This window comes from Pseudonocardia parietis (assembly GCF_017876315.1).
Taxonomy (GTDB): Bacteria; Actinomycetota; Actinomycetes; order Mycobacteriales; family Pseudonocardiaceae; genus Pseudonocardia; species Pseudonocardia parietis.
The window spans coordinates 197,914-214,335 of the sequence record NZ_JAGINU010000001.1 but is presented as its reverse complement, the minus strand read 5'-3'; the positions used below and the strand labels follow the sequence as shown (position 1 = coordinate 214,335).

Here is a 16,422-nt window from a genome sequence, read left to right as displayed (position 1 = left end):
CCGGCGATCGAGGGTTCCCGCAGATCCGTCAGGGAGTACTCGTGACCGACACCGCCCTCCCCCCGGCCGGGGGCTCGGCGCGGCTGGTCGACCAGACCGGCCCGTACTTCGGCCGCTTCGGCGGCCGCTATGTCCCGGAGGCGCTGGTCGCCGCGCTGGACGAGCTGGAGCAGGCCTACCACGCAGCCATGACCGACGAGGCCTTCCAGGCCGAGCTGGCCGAGCTGCACCGGACCTACTCCGGCCGGCCGAGCCTCGTCACCGAGGCGCCCCGGTTCGCCGAGCACGCGGGTGGCGCGCGGATCCTGCTCAAGCGCGAGGACCTGAACCACACCGGCTCACACAAGATCAACAATGTGCTGGGCCAGGCACTGCTCACCCAGCGGATGGGCAAGACCCGGGTGATCGCCGAGACCGGCGCGGGCCAGCACGGCGTCGCATCGGCGACCGCTGCCGCGCTGCTCGGCCTGGACTGCGTCGTCTACATGGGCGAGGTCGACACCCGGCGCCAGGCGCTCAACGTCGCCCGGATGCGCATGCTCGGGGCCGAGGTCCGCCCCGTCACCTCGGGCACGCGCACGCTCAAGGACGCGATGAACGAGGCCATGCGTGACTGGGTCACCAACGTGGCCGACACGCACTACCTGATCGGCTCGGTCGCCGGGCCGCACCCGTTCCCGGCGATGGTGCGCGACTTCCAGCGGATCATCGGCGTCGAGGCGCGCCAGCAGGTCCAGGACATGACCGGCGCGCTCCCCGACCTGGTGTGCGCCTGCGTCGGCGGCGGATCGAACGCGATGGGCATCTTCCACGCCTTCCTCGACGACTCCGGTGTCGAGCTGGTCGGCTTCGAAGCGGGCGGCGACGGCATCGGGACCCCGCGACACGCGTCGTCGATCGGCGGGGGAGACGTCGGCGTCCTGCACGGTTCGCGCAGCTTCATCCTGCAGGACGAGGACGGCCAGACCCGCGACTCGCACTCGATCTCGGCCGGTCTGGACTACCCGGGCGTCGGCCCGGAGCACTCCTGGCTGCACGACATGCGGCGTGCCCGCTACGAGTCGGTCACCGACGCCGAGGCGATGGACGCGTTCCGGCTGCTCTGCCGCACCGAGGGCATCATCCCGGCGATCGAGAGCGCGCACGCGCTGGCCGGTGCGCTGCGTGAGGGGCGGCGGCTGGGCGAGGGCGCGGTCGTGCTGGTCAACCTGTCCGGCCGCGGCGACAAGGACGTCGACACCGCCGCGAAGTACTTCGAGCTCATCGACGACGCGGGCAACGCGGTGACGGACGGGGAGGCGTGATGGGCAGCGGCCACGGTGTCGCGGCGCGGATCGAGGCGGTCCGTGCGCAGGAAGGCCGCGCGGCCCTGATCGGGTACCTGCCGGTCGGCTTCCCGACCGTCGAGGGCTCGGTCGAGGCGATGCGCGCGATGGTCGCCGGCGGCGTGGACGTCGTCGAGGTCGGGCTCCCGTACTCGGACCCGCTGATGGACGGCCCGGTCATCCAGCGGGCGACCCAGCAGGCCCTGGACAACGGTGCCCGCACCCGGGACGCGTTCACCGCGATCCGTGCCGTCGTCGAGGCCGGTGCGCCGGCCGTCGTCATGACCTACTGGAACCTGATCGACCGCTACGGCGTCGAGCGGTTCGCCGCGGACATCGCGGAGGCCGGTGGATCGGGTCTGATCACCCCGGACCTGCTTCCCGACGACGCCGAGGAGTGGCTCGCCGCGGCGGCGAAGCACGACCTGGACCGGATCTTCCTGGTCGCCCAGACGACCACCCCGGAGCGGATGAAGCTGACCGCCGAGGCGAGCCGTGGGTTCCTCTACGCGGCGTCGCTGATGGGCGTCACCGGTGTCCGCTCGGTCGGTGCCGAGGCCCGCGAGCTGGTCACCCGGGCCCACGAGGTCGCGACCCTGCCGGTGTGCGTCGGGCTGGGCGTGCGGACCGCGCAGCAGGCGGCCGACGTGGCCTCCTACGCCGACGGCGTCATCGTCGGCACGGCCTTCGTGCAGGCGCTCGAGGCCGGTGGGCCGTCCGCGGTCCAGGATCTGGCACAGGAGCTCTCCGACGGCGTCCGGTCGGCCACCTCGGCGAACGCCTGATTCTCCCGCTCGTTGCACGTGTGACCGACGCACGTGTGACCGACGCGCGTGCCGTCGTCGCACCCTCGGCCCGGGGCCTCGCACGTGGCCCGGGACGTCGCACGCCGTAGGGGCCCGCGCACCGGGTAGTGCCGGTGCGCGGGCCTCTCGCGGGGGTGCCGCGCCACGCCGGGGCTGCGGCCGCCGCGCTCGGTGCCTCACCTCGTAGCACCTCGCACCGCTGCGCGCGCCCACACGGCCCCCGGGTGCTCCGCAGGCCTACGGGTCACCGCCCGCTTTTCGCGTGCGCGCCCGTTAGCGGGATGCCGGGCGGCGGCTCGGCGTGCGCTCGTCGCGGCCCCGGGCGGTGAGCGGTCGGTGCCTGAGAGTGTTCGGCGCGGATGGACGGACGTATGTACTCCGACCGGAGTGATCACGTGCCGTTCGGCCGTCTCGCGCCGCCGGAGGGCGGTGACCCCTCTCAGGAAGGCAACCTGATCTCGGCTGCGCTTCCTATGGTCGTGGCACCGCGAGCGGCCCGCTCCCCCTCGAGCCGCGGCGGTGGCCGGGAACCCCCGCCCGGCCGCTCCCCGAACCGGAAGTGACCCGATGACCCGTCGAGGCCCTGTGCTGCCCGGACGCGCTCCCGACGTCCGTGTGACCGTAGCGCGCACCGCGCATCCCCGTCCGGTGCGACCCCGCGTCGCGCCGATCCGACCGTCCCGGTCCCGTACCGCGCACCCGGGCCGGCTGCAGGCCGTGACCACCGCCGGGCGCGCGCCCGGCGACCTGTGAGCCGCCCGGCCCCGCATCCGGTCACCGCACCCGTCCGCCGGGACGACCCGCCGCCCACCGACGCCTGGCTGGTGCACCGCCGTGCCCGCCTGGTCTGGGGATCGGTGCTGGTCGCCGTCCTGGTCGGGCCGTCGGTGATCTGGATGCTCCGCACCGGTCCGCAGCCGCTGCTGCACCAGATGTCGGTGCTGACCGGGCTGCTGGCGCTGTCCGCGATGGTGATCGTCGCGGTGCTCCCGTCCCGGGTACGCGGGCTGTCCGGTGCGCTCGGGCTGGAGACTCTGCTGGGGCTGCACCGCCGGCTCGGCCTGCTGGCCGGTGCGCTGGTGGCGTTGCACCTGGCGTTCGTGGTCGCCGACCAGCCCGAACGGGTCGGGCTGCTCGTCCCGCTCGCCGCGCCCGGGCGTGGCCAGGCCGCCACCGCCGCCACCGTCGCGATCGGGGTCCTGCTCGCGCTGGCGGTGCGCGGGGTGCGCTCCGGCACCCACGAGGTGTGGCGCTGGGTGCACCTGAGCCTGGCCGCGCTGGTGGTCGGGGCGTCCGCGCTGCACGTGTTCTGGCTGAACAACCTGGTCACCGACGCCGTCATGGGTCCGGTGCTGACCGGGCTCGGGCTGCTGCTGATCGCGGTGCTCGTCCTGCGCTGGGGCGCCCGGGCCGGAGCCGGTGAGTTCCGGGTGCACGTCGTGCGCCCGGAGAGCCCGACCGTGTCCACCCTGGTGCTGGCCCGGCGCGGCCGGCACGCCGGACCGTGGTTCCGGCCCGGCCAGTTCGCCTGGCTGCGGCTGGAGCAGATGTCGGTGGAGGAGCACCCGTTCACCATCGCGTCGTCCGCGGCCGACGGCGGGCGGGTCGAGTTCACCGTCCGGCACACCGGCGACTTCGCCTCCCGGCTGCGCGAGCTGCAGCGGGGCGACCCGGTGTGGGTGGACGGCCCGTACGGCTCGTTCACCCCGGACGCCGTGCCGTCGACCGGGCTCGTGCTGATCGCGGGCGGGGTCGGGATCACGCCGATGATGAGCATGCTCCGCACCGCCGCCGACCGGGGCGACCGGCGCCCGTACCGGCTCGTCGTGCACGCCCGCGACCGCGCCGACCTGCTGTTCCGGGCCGAGCTGGCGCACCTGCGCACCTGCCTGGACCTGCAGGTCACCGAGGTGCTGCGGCGTCCGGCCCCGAACTGGGGCGGCGCCACCGGGCCGATCGACACGGCGCTGCTGGCCGCCGTCCTGACCGACCTGGAGGAGCCGGCCCGCCGGCTCGACTACTTCATCTGCGGGCGTCCGCAGCTGGTCACCGACGTCCTGGACACCCTCGGCGCGCTCGGCGTCCCGGACGACCGGGTGCACACCGAGCAGTTCGCCCAGGTCTGACCCACGTTCTCGAGGAGATACGCCATGTCCCGCCGGATCCCCGGCCCGCTGCGCTGGTCGATCCTCGCTGCGCTCGCCGCGGTCGTGGTCGTCGCGCTGGCCCAGTCCTGGACGTCCGTGCCGACCGCGGCCGCCCAGGGATGGACCCAGACCCGATGGGGGCCGCTCGGCCCCGCCGATCGTGACCTGCTGGAGAAGGTCCGCCTCGCCGGGCTCTGGGAGGCCCCGACCGGGGAGCAGGGCGAGCAGCAGGCCAGCTCACCGGCCGTGCGCGAGGTCGCAGGCAAGATCGGGGTGGAGCACCACGACCTGGACGAGCTCGTCCGCACCACCGCCGAACAGCTCGGTGTCCAGCTGCCCAGCCGGCCCAGCGACCAGCAGATCGGCTGGATGAACGACCTGACCGCGCGGTCGGGAACCGACTACGACCGGCAGTTCGTGCAGATCCTGCGATCGGCGCACGGCTCCGTCCTGCCCGTGATCACCGATGTGCGGGTGGGCACCCGCAACGAACTGATGCGCCGGTTCGCGGCCGAGGCCGACACCTACGTCACCCGGCACGTCGGCTACCTGGAGTCCACCGGGCTGGTCGACTACGCCGCCCTGCCCGCCCCGCCCGACCCGGCGCCGGCGCGCAGCATGTCCGACCTGATCGTCCCGGCCCTCGTGGTCGGGGTGGCGCTGCTCGCTGCGGGCGGCCTGCTGATGACGCTGTACCGGCGCGGCCGTCCCGGCGCGATCCTCCCCGGGCTGCTGCCGGCGGCCACCGGGCTGATCCCGCGGCCGCGCCGGCCCCGCGACGACACCGGCCCCCCGCCACGGGCGGTGCTGCCGGTCGGGCCGCCCGACCCGTGGGACGAGCTCGCGCACGCGCCGCCGCCCCCGTCGCGTCCGGACGACGACAGCCGTCGCCCGGCCTTCGATCGGCACGACCGGGACGGACCCCACGACCGGCCACCGGACCTGTTCGGGACCACGACCCCGGACCACCTGCCCGACCCCGAACCGGACGGCCCCCCGTCCGGCCGCGAGGCCGCGGAGCCCCCGACCGGGCACCACCGGCCCACATCCCGACCCAACGGCGCGCGCCACGCGCGGACCGCACCGAGGAGCCGTCACCGATGAGACCAACCACCGCCAGCCGCCGCCGGATGACCGCGGCTGCCACCTTCGTCGCCTGCCTGCTCGTAGCGGGCCCGGCCGCCTACGCCGCCGGAGCAGCGACCGCGGACGGGGAGAACCCGGCCGCGGAGAACGTCGCCGAGTCCGGCACCGGATCCGGGGTCACCGGAACCGGCGCGGGCGCCGGACACGACCACTCGTCGTCGTCCGCGGCGGCGCAGCAGCCCGACGCCGACGACGCCGGGGACGGCGGCTCCGGCGCGGAGGGCACCGGCGACCAGGACGCCGCGGCCCAGGGCGCCTCGGGGCAGGACGCTCCCGCCCAGGGCGCCCCGGCCCAGGGCGCCCCGGCCCAGGGCGCCCCGGCCCAGGACGGTTCGGCGCAGGACGACCCGGCACAGGCGCCGGCGCAGGGTGGCGACGGTGACGGCGACGGTCCCGGTGGGGACGACGCCGCCGGCGCCAACGACGGCCCGGACCAGGCCGCCGCGGCGGCACTCGACGTCCTCGCCTCCGACTGCACCGGCAGCGAGCTCCAGCCGCACGACGGTTTCCAGAAGGCCCCGCGCTGCGTGTCGACGTCGTTCGGCGAGGTCGCCGACGCCGAGCGCAGCCCCTCGCTGCTGATCACCGACGCGCCCGAGCAGGTCGCCGCCGGTCAGGACTTCTCGATCACCGTCAGCACCCGCAACCTGGTCCGCGACCGGTTCCTGGGAGCGGCTCAGGGCGGCTACTACGTCGAGTCGTCGCTGCTGAACGGTGAGGGCCTGCAGCGCGGTCACTTCCACACCGCGTGCCGGGCACTGGCCAACTCCGACGAGGCTCCGGACTCCGCACCGGACCCGCTGTTCTTCGAGGCCACCGAGGACGGCGGCGGGGGCAGCACCCCGGACAGCGTCACGATCCAGGTCCCCGGAGTCGAGCAGGCGGGCGAGCTGCAGTGCACGTCGTGGGCCGGTGACGGCTCGCACCGCACGCCGATGATGCAGCGGGCCAACCAGACGCCGGCGGTCGACTCCGTCCGGATCGAGGTGGGCTGACATGCGGATCACCGGACCGGCACTGACCCTGGCCGCCGTCGGCGCGATCGCGGCCGGCGTGGCGACGGCGAACGTCGTCCTCACCGGCGACCCGGAGCCGCAGGCCGTCGAGCAGGCCACCGGTGCACTGGCACTGGGCTCGCCCCTTCCGGCACCCGCCGCCGCACCGGCTCCTGCCGCGCCCGCGGAGAAGGTCGTCTACAAGGGGCGATCGACGAACGGTGCGGTGACCGTGGACATCTGGGTGGAGAACGGCAACGCGAAGGCCTACGTCTGTGACGGCGAGGCGATCGAGTCGTGGACGAAGGGCGCCGTCGCGCAGAACGGCCCGACCCGCCTCACCGCTGATGACGGCAGCTGGGTCGAATACACCGTGCAGGACGGGGCCGCCACCGGCACCGCGTCGACCGGCGGGAAGAGCTGGGACTTCACGGCGAACCGTGCCCCGGCCGACAGCGGAGCGTCCGCCCCGGCTGCTGACACATCGGCTGCTGACACATCGGCTGCTGACACCTCGGCTGCCGACAACCCCGCTGCTGATACCCCCGCCGCCCCGGCGGCCCCCGATGCACCGGCCGCGCCCGCAGCCCCGCCTGCGGACACCTCGTCCGGCGGCTCAGGCTCCTACGGTGGGTCCGGCGGCTACGGGGGTGGCTACTGATGAGTCCCCGCGCTCGGCACGCCGACCGCGAGACCACCGACCCGTTCGGCTTCCCGCCGGTCCCGGCCGCGGCCGTCCCGTCGCCCCGGCGCCCCGACCACAGCGGCGGGTGGGTCGGGCGCCCGGCCCCGGCCGGCCACACCGGCCGGGCCGGTCCCGAGGACGGCACCCCGCCCGACGAGCGCACCTGGCTCGAACCCGAACCCTCCGCCACGGGAGGAAACCGCGCGGTCCGCCGCGGCCGCCGGTCCGCCCGGGACGCCCGGCACCGCCTGCGCCGCGCTGCCGCCCCCGCCCCTGGCCCCGACCAAGACCCTGACCAAGACCCCGACGACGGCTGGGACGCCCCCGCGCCCGAGATCGCCGACCGCTGGTCGGGCACCGCCGAGCGGCGGCGTGCGGCCGTCGCGGGTGACCTGTTCGCACCTCCTGGACGGTGGGATGCCCCCGACCAGCGAGGCGCCCCCGACCTGCGGGACGCCCCTGATCCTCGAGGCGAGCGCGTTCCGCGGAACGCTCCGGGCGCGGATGACGCTGCCGAGGGTTGGGATGGTCGCGTTCCGCGGAACGCGCCAGGCCCGAGTGAGGCGGCTGAGGATTGGGGCGGTCGCGTTCCGCGGAACGTCCCAGGGCCGGGCGATGCCGCTGAGGGTCGGGACGACTGCGTTCCGCGGAACGCGCCGTACCCGGGTGATGACGGACGGGCCAGCCACGTTCCGCGGAACCCGGCAGCATCAGGGGACGCCGCCGACGTGTGGGAGTCCAACCGCGTTCCGCGGGACGCGATAGAGCCGGGGGAGTCCGGTGAGGAGTGGGCCGGCCGCGTTCCGCGGAACGCGATGGATCCGGGTGAGCCCGGCGAGGAGTGGGCCGGTCGCGTTCCGCGGAACGCGACCGATGCCCCTGGCGCCGCCGCCCGGTGGGGCGCGCGCGTTCCGCGGAACGCCCCGGACCCGGATGACGCCGCTGAAGGGTGGGGCGGCCGTGTTCCGCGGAACCTGACGGACCCACGCGATGCCGCTGACGAGTGGGAGGCCACCCGCGTTCCGCGGAACGCGATGGATCCGGAGGAGCCCGGTGAGGAGTGGGCCGGTCGCGTTCCGCGGAACGCGATGGCTCCGATGGAGCCGGGAACGCCAGGGGAGGAGTGGGCCGGTCGCGTTCCGCGGAACGCGACCGACGCCCCGGACGCCGCTCCCCGGTGGGGCGCGCGCGTTCCGCGGAACGGACTCGAGCCGGACGACGGGCCCGAGCCGTGGGGCCCCCGCGGCCGAGCGGCCGCTCCGTGGGAACCCGCCGCGCCGTGGGAACCCGCCGCGCCGTGGGAACCCGCCGCACCGTGGGAACCGGCCGAGCCCTGGGACACCGACGACCCCGACCCCGGGGACGCTCCTGCTCGACGCGGCTTCCGCGGCAGGTCGGCCGGCCCCGGCCGCGCCGATGCGCGTACCTGGACGGGCGAGCACGAAGCAGCCGAGGCCGCGCCGCGCCGACCGGCCCGCCGTACCGGGAGCGGCCGCCCGCCCCGGGAACACGGCGAGAGTGCTGCGGCCCTCCCGCCGGACGATCCCGGCGGTGCGCTCCGGCTCCGTGCCGTGCTGATCCCGGTCGTCATCGGGTCGCTGGTCGCCGTGGCACTCGGGGTCTGGGCCCGCCAGCACGAGGGCACGGGCGTCGCGGTCAACCTGGCAGGTTTCTCCAGCGGGTCCGCCGCGAAGGCCTGGCTCGGCTCGCTCGCGCTGCTGCTCGCGATCGTCCAGGGCGTCAGCGGGCGGATGCTGCACCGCGGCACGGCCGACCCGATGACGGCCGTCGTGCACCGCTGGTCGGGGCGGGCCGCTGTCCTGGTGACCGTCCCGGTCGCGGTGCAGTGCCTGTACGCCTTCGGCTGGTCCGGAGCGACGACGTCGGCCCTGCTGCACTCGGCGCTGGGCTGCCTGTTCTACGGCGCGTTCGTCACGAAGATGCTGCTCCTGCGGCGTCCCGGTGTGCCCGGCTGGGTGCTCGCCGTCGCCGGGGGACTGCTGCTCGTGGTCCTCGCCGGCATCTGGCTGACCTCGGCGCTGTGGTTCTTCACCGGCAACGGCCTGACCCTCTGACCTCGGGCCGATAGCCGACGACCGAGACGACCGAGACGACCGACGACCGAACCGACGAGACGACCGACGACCGACGACCCAGGAGACCCCATGTCCCCGATCACCCGGCGCCGGTTGCTGACCGGCGCGGGCACCGCTGTGGCGGCCTGCTGCGCCGCGGGGTGCGCCACCTACGGAACGCCCCGCGACACGGCGGCACCGGCGGCCACCGGCCCCGCACCGGCTCCGGATCCCGCGCCGGCCCCGGCGAGCGAGCCCGCCGTCCCCGCGGCGCAACCGCAGTCGGCCCAGCAGGGCCTGGCCGCCACGGCCGACATCCCGGTCGGCGGTGGCCGGGTGTTCTCCGGCGAGGGCGTCGTCGTCACCCAGCCGCAGCCAGGCACGTTCGTCGGGTTCGACGCCACCTGCCCGCACGCCGGCTGCCTGGTCGACCAGGTCACCGACTCCGGCATCTCCTGCCCGTGCCACGGCAGTGTCTTCGGCGCCGCTGACGGTGCCCCGCTGGACGGGCCGGCGAAGGCCCCGCTCCAGGAGCGCCCGGTGCGGGTCGAGGGCGACCGCATCGTGCTCGCGTGAGCGCTGAGAACCGGACGGGCGTTCAGGGGCACAGGGCCACCCGGATGGCCGAACGCTTTCCCGCTCACCGTCCCGGCGGTCGCGCCCGGCGGGTAGACGGTCTCAGACGTGAGCCTCCTCGCCGTTCAGCTCGTACGGTCCGTGCACGTCGCAGTGCTGCGCGCTCCCCCTACCTCCGGCCCGCATGCGACGACGTCCCCGTTGTCCGGCGATGCTCCCCGCCGCCGGACACACCTCGAGGCGACGCCGTCACGACCGTGGAGCCGGCAGGCCGCCGTGCCCGGGCCCCTCGGCCCCGGGCACGGCGGGACGTCACGACCCCTGGAGGTTCGCCATGACCGCCACCCCGGACACCCCCACCGAGACCGAGCAGTACGTCACCGTCCCGGCGCCACGCCGGGCCGACCGGGGCGAGAGCTGGCTCGAACGTCTCGGCTGGGAGGAGACCGGCTGAGCCCTACGGCCCGTCGATGCCGTGCTCGGCCAGCCACGCCGTCCGCCGCCGGTTCGATGCCTGGGCGAGCCACGCGTCCTGCACGATCTCGGCCAGCTCGGCTCGGGAGAGCTCGCCGATCCGGCTCGCGCGCAGCAGTACCGACGGGTGGCCGTCGAAGTGCGCGGTGGTGAAGCACGGCGTGTGCGGGTCCTGCACGAGGGCGAGCTTGTCGGTCTCGGACTCCACCCAGAACACGATCACGTCCGGGTAGCGCTCCCCGGTCTCCGGGTCCGTGGCGTCCGGACGCGGCGTCCGGAAGAAGACGAACGACTTCCGCCCGACCTGGTAGACGGGATTGCCGCGGGACCCGTACTCGACCGTGACGTGCGACATCCCGGCCGCCAGGTCGTGGACGTCCTCGACCCGGGCCCCTCGCGGTGCCACCCGACCACCTACCCGAGCGTGAACGGATCGCGGGTGCCGCCGGAGAGCTCCACCCAGATGGCCTTCTCCTCCAGGTAGTCGTCGACCGCGTGCAGGCCGTTCTCCCGGCCGAGGCCGGAGTGCCCGAACCCGCCGAACGGCACGTTGGGCGCGACCACCCGGTAGGCGTTGATCCACACCGACCCGGCCCGGATCCGCCCGGCTACCCGGTGCGCGCGGTGTACGTCCTTCGTCCACACCGCACCGGCGAGGCCGTACGGGGTGTCGTTGGCGAGCTTCACCGCCTCGTCCTCGTCGGTGAAGGTCAGCGCGGCGAGGACCGGGCCGAAGACCTCCTCCCGGTACACGGTGGACTCCCGCGTCACGCCGGTGATGACGGTCGGCTGCACGAAGTACCCACCGAGGCCGTCCTCCGCGGCGCCGCCGTAGGCGATCGTGTTGCCCTCCGCGCGCGCCGTGTCCAGGAAGCCGAGGACCTTCTCGTACTGGGGCCCGTTCGCGACGGGGCCCATCTCGGTGTCCTCGGCGTTCGGGTCGCCGAGCCTGATCTTCGCCGCACGCTCGGCGACCAGCCGGACCAGCTCGTCGTGCACGTCGGCGTGCACGATCAGCCGTGAGCCGGCCATGCAGGTCTGACCGGTCGCGGCGAAGACGCCGGCGATGATCCCGTTCGCGGCGGCCTCCAGGTCGGCGTCGTCGAAGACGACCTGCGGGGACTTCCCACCCAGCTCCAGGGTGACCTTGTTGAGGTTCTCCGCCGCCGCCTTCGCGATCGCGCGGCCGGTCGCCGTCGAGCCGGTGAAGGCGACCTTGTCGACGCCCGGGTGCCCGGCCAGGTGCGCGGCGGTGTCCCGGTCGTTCGTGGACACGACGTTCACCACCCCGGCCGGGATTCCGGCCTTCTCGGCCAGCTCGGCGAAGCGCAGTGTGGACGCCGGCGAGTGCTCCGACGGCTTGATCACGACCGTGCAGCCGGCCGCCAGCGCGGGCGCGAGCTTCCAGGTCATCAGCAGCAGCGGCGAGTTCCACGGCGTGATGGCGGCGACCACGCCGACCGGCTCCCGGCGCGTGTAGACCAGGTAGTTCGGGTTCGGCGAGGGGATCTGACGGCCCTCGATCGTCGTCGCGACGCCGGCGAAGTAGCTGTACCAGCCGCCCAGGGCGTTCAGCTGGCCGATCATCTCCCGGTAGAGCTTGCCGGAGTCGTTCACCTCCGTGCGGGCCAGCGCCTCGGCGTTCTCGGCGACGAGGTCACCGAGCCTGCGCAGGCACGCCGCGCGGGCGAACGCGGTCATCGACCCCCACTCGCCGTCCAGCGCGGCCCGGGCGGCCCCGACGGCGGCGTCGACGTCGGCGGGCCCGCAGTCGGGCACCGTCGCCCACGGCCGGCCGGTGTAGGGGTTCTGCGTCTCGAAGGTGGCGCCGGAGGCGGCGTCGACCTGCTCACCGGCGATCAGCATCCGGAACGTCTCGAGCTCGGCCATGGGGTGGTCCTCCCTGCAGGTCACTTCAGTGGCGGATGCCTGATCGGAGACCTTACGAATCCGGATCGCGCTCCGCACTCCTCTCCGCGGTCGGACGGGCGCACCGAGGCAGGATGGAGGCATGGCACTCGATCTGCACCACGTCGTCGACGGCCCCGCCGATGCCCCGGCCATCCTCTTCGGGCCGTCCCTGGGTACCGACCTGCACCTGTTCGACCCGCAGGTGGACGCGCTCGCGGACCGCTACCGCTGCGTGCGGTTCGACCTGCCGGGTCACGGTGGTTCGCCCGACGCGACCGGCGACCTGACGATCGAGGACCTGGCACGCGGGGCACTGGCCGCGGCCGACGCCGCCGGGGTCACCGACTTCCACTACGTCGGTGTCTCGATCGGCGGGGCGATCGGGCAGTGGCTCGGCGCATACGGCGGCGAGCGGGTGCGGAGCATCGCGCTGCTCGCGACGGCGGCGCGGTTCCCGAACCCGCACGCGTGGCCACAGCGCGCGGCGGCCGTGCGTGCGAACGGCACCGGGGAGATGGTCGCCTCCCGCCCGGGCACCTGGTACGTCGAGGACTGGGCCCGCCGCAACCCCGAGGGCGAGAAGCGGCTGCTGGACATGCTGCGCGCCACGAAGCCGGAGGGGTACGCGGCCTGCACCAGCGCGGTCGGCGACTTCGACATCCGGGCCGAGCTGCCCGCGGTGTCGGTGCCCACGCTGGTCGTGGCCGGCGCCGACGACCCCGCCACGCCGCCGTTGGTGGTCCGCGAGATCGCCACGGGCATCGCCGGTGCGCGCTACGCCGAGGTCGCGGACTCCGCGCACCTGCTGAGCTACGAGCGCCCGGACGAGGTCAACGCGCTCATCGAGGAGCACCTTCGGAACTCCTGAGCGGCGCCACTCACGTGCGGCTCGCCCGGCGGGCGCGGTAGGCGGCGACGTGGGCCCGGTTCGCGCAGTTGCCGGTGTCGCAGAACCGCTTCGAACGATTGCGTGACAGGTCGACGAGGACGGCGTCGCAGTCCTCGCCCGCACACCGGCGCAGCCGGGACAGGTCGTCGACGCGGACGAGATCGGCGACCGCCATCGCGATCTCGGCTCCCATCCGGTCGGCCAGCGGGGCGTTGCGCGGCGTGACGTGCAGGTGCCAGTCCCAGCCGTCGTGGCGGGCCAGGTGGGGGCGGGCGTCGGTCTCGTCGAGGATCGTGTTGACCAGTTCGACGGTGCGGTCCCGGTCGGGACACTCGGCCCCGGCACCGGCCGGCCACAGCGCTACGAGCCGGTCGCGGAGTGCGCGGACCGCGGTGCGTTCGTCGTCGGTGTGCGCGCGGTCGCCGGTGTAGGGCTGCGCGTCCATCCAGGCTTCGAAGCCCGCGGCGTCGGCGAGGGCGTCGGGCTCGGAGAGCGTCGTGTTCACCAGCGAGGCGGCTGCCGCCAGCACGACCTGCGTGTCATGGGCGAATTCCATGTTGACCCCTGACTCATCGGTTCCTACTGTCAGGAGTCTATGAGTACTTCGGTCGTGACATCAGGGTCGGCGCAGCAGCGCATGGTGCGTGGGCTCGCGTTGGCGCTGGTCTCGGCGGCCGGGTACGGGTTCTCCGGACCGCTCGGCTCCGCGTTCCTGGAGGCCGGCTGGTCACCCGGCCTGACCACGTTGCTGCGCATCGCCGGCACGGCGGTGCTGCTGCTGCCGGTGCTGGTCGTGATGCTGCGCCGGCATCCGCTGACCGGCCCGAACGTCCGGAAGATCCTGATCTACGGACTGGCCGCGGTCGCCGGCGTCCAGCTGTGCTTCTTCCAGGCGCTGCAGCACCTCACGGTGGGGGTGGCACTGCTGCTGGAGTTCCTCGCGCCGGTGCTGCTGGTCGGCTGGACCTGGCTGCGAACCCGGCGGACGCCGGCCGCGATCACGCTGCTCGGCTGCGTGGTGTCGCTGGCCGGGCTGGTGTTCGTCGTCGATCCGTTCGGCCCGCAGCAGGTCGACGTCGCCGGCATCCTGTGGGGCATCGCCTCGGCGGTCTGCGTCTGCGTGTACTTCCTGCTGCCCGGCGGTGGCGAGGAGGGCGGCGTCCCCCCGATGCTGATGCTCTCCGGTGCGATGCTCGTCGGGGCGGTGGCGCTGACCGTGACCGGGCTGACCGGGATCACCCCCTGGGAGGTGGGCGCGCCGACCGGGACGCTGGCCGGGGTCGAGGTCGGCTGGCCGCTGATGCTCGTGATGCTGGTCGTGCTGGCGACCGCGCTGGCCTACGTCACGGGCATCATCGGGATCCGGCTGCTCGACACCCGGATCGCCTCCTTCGTCGGCCTCTCCGAGGTGATGTTCGGGGTGATCGCCGCGTGGCTGTTGCTCGCCCAGACGCCGAGCGCGATCCAGCTGTTCGGCGGCCTGCTGATCCTGGCGGGCATCGTGCTCATCCGGCGGGCGGAGAACCGGGCCCCCGCCGCGCAGTCGGAGCTGGCCGCCGAGGCGTGAGCCGGGTGGCGTCGATCAGGCCTGGAGCGCCGCCCGGTCGAACTCGCCGTTGCGGACGCCCGCCACGAACGCGTCCCACTCCTCGGCCGTGAAGCGGAGAACCGGGCTGTCCGGGATACGGCTCGAGCGGACGACGACCTCGTCCCGGTCGGTGCCGACGGCGACGCAGCCGCCCTGATGGCAGTAGGAGCTGATCCGGAACTCGACGCTGCCCGGGTGTCGATCCGCGGGCACGACCGTAAGGGGAGTCACGAGCCGTGAAGCTAGAGCGCGCGGATCACCAGGCCAAACCAGCCACCTGCGAGCGGCCGCCGGTGCGCCTGGCGAGGTGATCGATGCGCCGAAAGGCGTCCCTCGTCACCCGATGGGGCTCGTCAGCTCCGGTCGATGAGGTTCTCGATGTACGCGCGCGAGGCCTCGGGATCCAGAGAGCTCGCGAGCACGTCGTCCCAGAAGGCTCGGTACCTCTGCACCTCGGCCGGTGTGTCGAAGTAGGTGTCGAGCCCGGTGCCCTCGACGTTGACGACCGTCCAGTCCTGGTCCGACAGGGGCTCGAAGATGGCGAACGTGCTGGTGACGCTCGTGTAACCCGCGGAGAAGGGCAGGATCTGCACCACGATGTTCGGTTGGCGCGACCGGGTGACCAGCTCGCGGAGCTGGTCGCGCATCGTCGCTGGGCTGCCGGGTATCCGGTGCAACGCGGACTCGTCCAGGACGGCGTGCAGATCGAGCGGCCGGGAGTCGGAGCGGTCCGGGGCGACGACGCGCTGGCGTCCCATCCGGAGGTCGACCAGCGTCGTGACCTCCTCCTCGGTCATGTCGGGATACGCGCCGCGCAGCATCTCGCGGGCGTACTGCTCGGTCTGCAGCAGGCCGCTGATCGGCGTGCTGTGGATCAGGACGGACCGCGCCTCGGACTCGAGTGAGATGTAGAGGTCCAGATCGACCGTGACCCGGACCGAGAACGGTTGCCACCACCCCGGGGACTTCGCCTCGTTGGCCCAGTTCAGGACCTGGTCCTGTACCTCGGTGCCGGCCTCGTAGAGATCGAGCAGGCTCCGGACGTCACGGAACTTCGGCTCGACGTGGCCGGTCTCGATCCGGCTCAGCTTCGAGGGGGAGACCTCGAGCAGCTTGGCGATCTCCGACAGCTGCTTGCCCCGGCCGACGCGCAGCTGCTTGAGGACGTGCCCGAGGCGCCGCCGGATGACGACCGGGCCGTGCGCCACGGTCATGTGCCCTCCTCGCCAACAGCCCCATGGAGAGCATACTGCTCAGTACAAGCAGATCCGGACGAATCGGGTTTGCCGCACGCAGGTCCCGTGGACGGCTGCAAGCCAGTCGACGCCCCATGTAGCCAAGTGGCGCAGTGGGGCAGACGCGCCAGTGCTACCGCAGCACTCAGTCGCACGGGCATCGCACCGCTACCGCAGCAGGGATCGCCGACCGGTCCCTCATGCGCAAGCCCCGAACAGGGCGTCGTCAGTCACCGTACGCGCTCACGATGCCAAACATCACACTCGATCGAGTGGAAAGCTGAGCAAGTTTGTCTGAGTCATTGAGAAGAGGTCGGTCAAGGCGTCACGATCTGTTTGTGATTAGATGTTCGATAAAACTTCTTGGCGTACCCGCTCTTGTTGCAGCGGCACTTCTGGGGGTGATGCCGATAAGCGGCACCGCGTATGCTGCCTCCCTCGAGTGTGGAGGCGCGGGTCTTGAACTGAACGCTGTTCGCACCAGCGGATTCATCGTGCATTCCTGTACCGGGCAGGGGACAGTCGTCTATACGATCGGTCGACTTGGCCTGCCGAGCTTTCAGATGAGCC

At 73.5% G+C, this 16,422-nt stretch carries 15 protein-coding genes; 10 read left to right on the top strand and 5 right to left on the bottom strand.

Features of this window, described 5'->3' with window-relative positions; genetic code table 11:
* The first annotated feature begins 41 nt into the window (after positions 1-41).
* The 8 genes from trpB to JOF36_RS01040 all read left to right on the top strand — a co-directional run bounded on the left by trpB (position 42) and on the right by JOF36_RS01040 (position 9,755).
* Positions 42-1,304 (top strand): tryptophan synthase subunit beta, encoded by a 1,263-nt coding sequence (gene trpB / locus JOF36_RS01075; protein ID WP_210024562.1) that lies wholly within the window; start codon positions 42-44, stop codon positions 1,302-1,304.
* Positions 1,304-2,110: a tryptophan synthase subunit alpha gene (trpA, locus tag JOF36_RS01070; RefSeq protein ID WP_210024561.1), complete on the top strand. Its 807-nt coding sequence runs from the start codon at positions 1,304-1,306 to the stop codon at positions 2,108-2,110. The genes trpB and trpA overlap by 1 nt, the downstream gene beginning before the upstream one ends.
* Before the next feature lie 770 nt (positions 2,111-2,880).
* Entirely contained in the window at positions 2,881-4,257 is a 1,377-nt protein-coding gene (locus JOF36_RS01065; protein ID WP_210024560.1) for a ferredoxin reductase family protein, read from the top strand.
* A 24-nt stretch (positions 4,258-4,281) separates the two neighbouring features.
* Positions 4,282-5,382: a DUF4142 domain-containing protein gene (locus JOF36_RS01060; RefSeq protein ID WP_210024559.1), complete on the top strand. Its 1,101-nt coding sequence runs from the start codon at positions 4,282-4,284 to the stop codon at positions 5,380-5,382.
* A complete protein-coding gene (locus tag JOF36_RS01055; RefSeq protein WP_210024558.1) occupies positions 5,379-6,419 on the top strand; it encodes a hypothetical protein in 1,041 nt (346 codons plus the stop codon). Before JOF36_RS01060 ends, JOF36_RS01055 begins: the two co-directional genes overlap by 4 nt.
* Position 6,420: 1 nt before the next feature.
* Positions 6,421-7,080: a hypothetical protein gene (locus JOF36_RS01050; protein WP_210024557.1), complete on the top strand. Its 660-nt coding sequence runs from the start codon at positions 6,421-6,423 to the stop codon at positions 7,078-7,080.
* A 1,058-nt stretch (positions 7,081-8,138) separates the two neighbouring features.
* On the top strand, positions 8,139-9,179 hold the full coding sequence (locus JOF36_RS38470) for a DUF6529 family protein (protein WP_245350601.1): 1,041 nt from the start codon (positions 8,139-8,141) through the stop codon (positions 9,177-9,179).
* Positions 9,180-9,269: 90 nt separating this feature from the next.
* Positions 9,270-9,755: a Rieske (2Fe-2S) protein gene (locus tag JOF36_RS01040; RefSeq protein WP_210024556.1), complete on the top strand. Its 486-nt coding sequence runs from the start codon at positions 9,270-9,272 to the stop codon at positions 9,753-9,755.
* Positions 9,756-10,212: 457 nt separating this feature from the next.
* On the opposite strand, the gene JOF36_RS01035 is transcribed toward JOF36_RS01040, so the two are convergent.
* Together JOF36_RS01035 and JOF36_RS01030 are read right to left on the bottom strand one after the other, a co-directional pair.
* Entirely contained in the window at positions 10,213-10,635 is a 423-nt protein-coding gene (locus tag JOF36_RS01035; RefSeq protein ID WP_307862158.1) for an MmcQ/YjbR family DNA-binding protein, read from the bottom strand.
* Positions 10,636-10,643: 8 nt separating this feature from the next.
* A complete protein-coding gene (locus tag JOF36_RS01030) occupies positions 10,644-12,119 on the bottom strand; it encodes an aldehyde dehydrogenase (RefSeq protein WP_210024555.1) in 1,476 nt (491 codons plus the stop codon).
* A 121-nt stretch (positions 12,120-12,240) separates the two neighbouring features.
* Here JOF36_RS01030 and pcaD point away from each other — a divergent pair, with 121 nt between their 5' ends.
* Positions 12,241-13,008 (top strand): 3-oxoadipate enol-lactonase, encoded by a 768-nt coding sequence (gene pcaD / locus JOF36_RS01025; protein ID WP_210024554.1) that lies wholly within the window; start codon positions 12,241-12,243, stop codon positions 13,006-13,008.
* Positions 13,009-13,018: 10 nt separating this feature from the next.
* Here pcaD and JOF36_RS01020 read toward each other — a convergent pair whose 3' ends face one another.
* On the bottom strand, positions 13,019-13,585 hold the full coding sequence (locus JOF36_RS01020; RefSeq protein ID WP_210024553.1) for a CGNR zinc finger domain-containing protein: 567 nt from the start codon (positions 13,583-13,585) through the stop codon (positions 13,019-13,021).
* Positions 13,586-13,624: 39 nt separating this feature from the next.
* Here JOF36_RS01020 and JOF36_RS01015 point away from each other — a divergent pair, with 39 nt between their 5' ends.
* Complete coding sequence (locus JOF36_RS01015) at positions 13,625-14,596, top strand: EamA family transporter (RefSeq protein ID WP_210024552.1); 972 nt, start codon at positions 13,625-13,627, stop codon at positions 14,594-14,596.
* A 15-nt stretch (positions 14,597-14,611) separates the two neighbouring features.
* On the opposite strand, the gene JOF36_RS01010 is transcribed toward JOF36_RS01015, so the two are convergent.
* Both JOF36_RS01010 and JOF36_RS01005 read right to left on the bottom strand, forming a co-directional pair.
* Positions 14,612-14,830, bottom strand: a complete 219-nt coding sequence (locus JOF36_RS01010) for a DUF397 domain-containing protein (RefSeq protein WP_210024551.1) — start codon at positions 14,828-14,830, stop codon at positions 14,612-14,614.
* A gap of 140 nt (positions 14,831-14,970) precedes the next feature.
* Positions 14,971-15,831 (bottom strand): helix-turn-helix domain-containing protein, encoded by an 861-nt coding sequence (locus JOF36_RS01005; RefSeq protein ID WP_210024550.1) that lies wholly within the window; start codon positions 15,829-15,831, stop codon positions 14,971-14,973.
* Between the last annotated feature and the right edge of the window lie 591 nt (positions 15,832-16,422).

Bases quoted from the DNA above. Each gene is read 5' to 3' on its own strand.
- trpA (WP_210024561.1), top strand. From the start codon at position 1,304: ATGGGCAGCGGCCACGGTGTCGCGGCGCGGATCGAGGCGGTCCGTGCG.
- JOF36_RS01060 (WP_210024559.1), top strand. From the start codon at position 4,282: ATGTCCCGCCGGATCCCCGGCCCGCTGCGCTGGTCGATCCTCGCTGCG.
- JOF36_RS01055 (WP_210024558.1), top strand. From the start codon at position 5,379: ATGAGACCAACCACCGCCAGCCGCCGCCGGATGACCGCGGCTGCCACC.
- JOF36_RS01050 (WP_210024557.1), top strand. From the start codon at position 6,421: ATGCGGATCACCGGACCGGCACTGACCCTGGCCGCCGTCGGCGCGATC.
- JOF36_RS38470 (WP_245350601.1), top strand. From the start codon at position 8,139: ATGGATCCGGAGGAGCCCGGTGAGGAGTGGGCCGGTCGCGTTCCGCGG.
- JOF36_RS01040 (WP_210024556.1), top strand. From the start codon at position 9,270: ATGTCCCCGATCACCCGGCGCCGGTTGCTGACCGGCGCGGGCACCGCT.
- JOF36_RS01030 (WP_210024555.1), bottom strand. From the start codon at position 12,119: ATGGCCGAGCTCGAGACGTTCCGGATGCTGATCGCCGGTGAGCAGGTC.
- pcaD (WP_210024554.1), top strand. From the start codon at position 12,241: ATGGCACTCGATCTGCACCACGTCGTCGACGGCCCCGCCGATGCCCCG.
- JOF36_RS01020 (WP_210024553.1), bottom strand. From the start codon at position 13,585: ATGGAATTCGCCCATGACACGCAGGTCGTGCTGGCGGCAGCCGCCTCG.
- JOF36_RS01015 (WP_210024552.1), top strand. From the start codon at position 13,625: ATGAGTACTTCGGTCGTGACATCAGGGTCGGCGCAGCAGCGCATGGTG.
- JOF36_RS01005 (WP_210024550.1), bottom strand. From the start codon at position 15,831: ATGACCGTGGCGCACGGCCCGGTCGTCATCCGGCGGCGCCTCGGGCAC.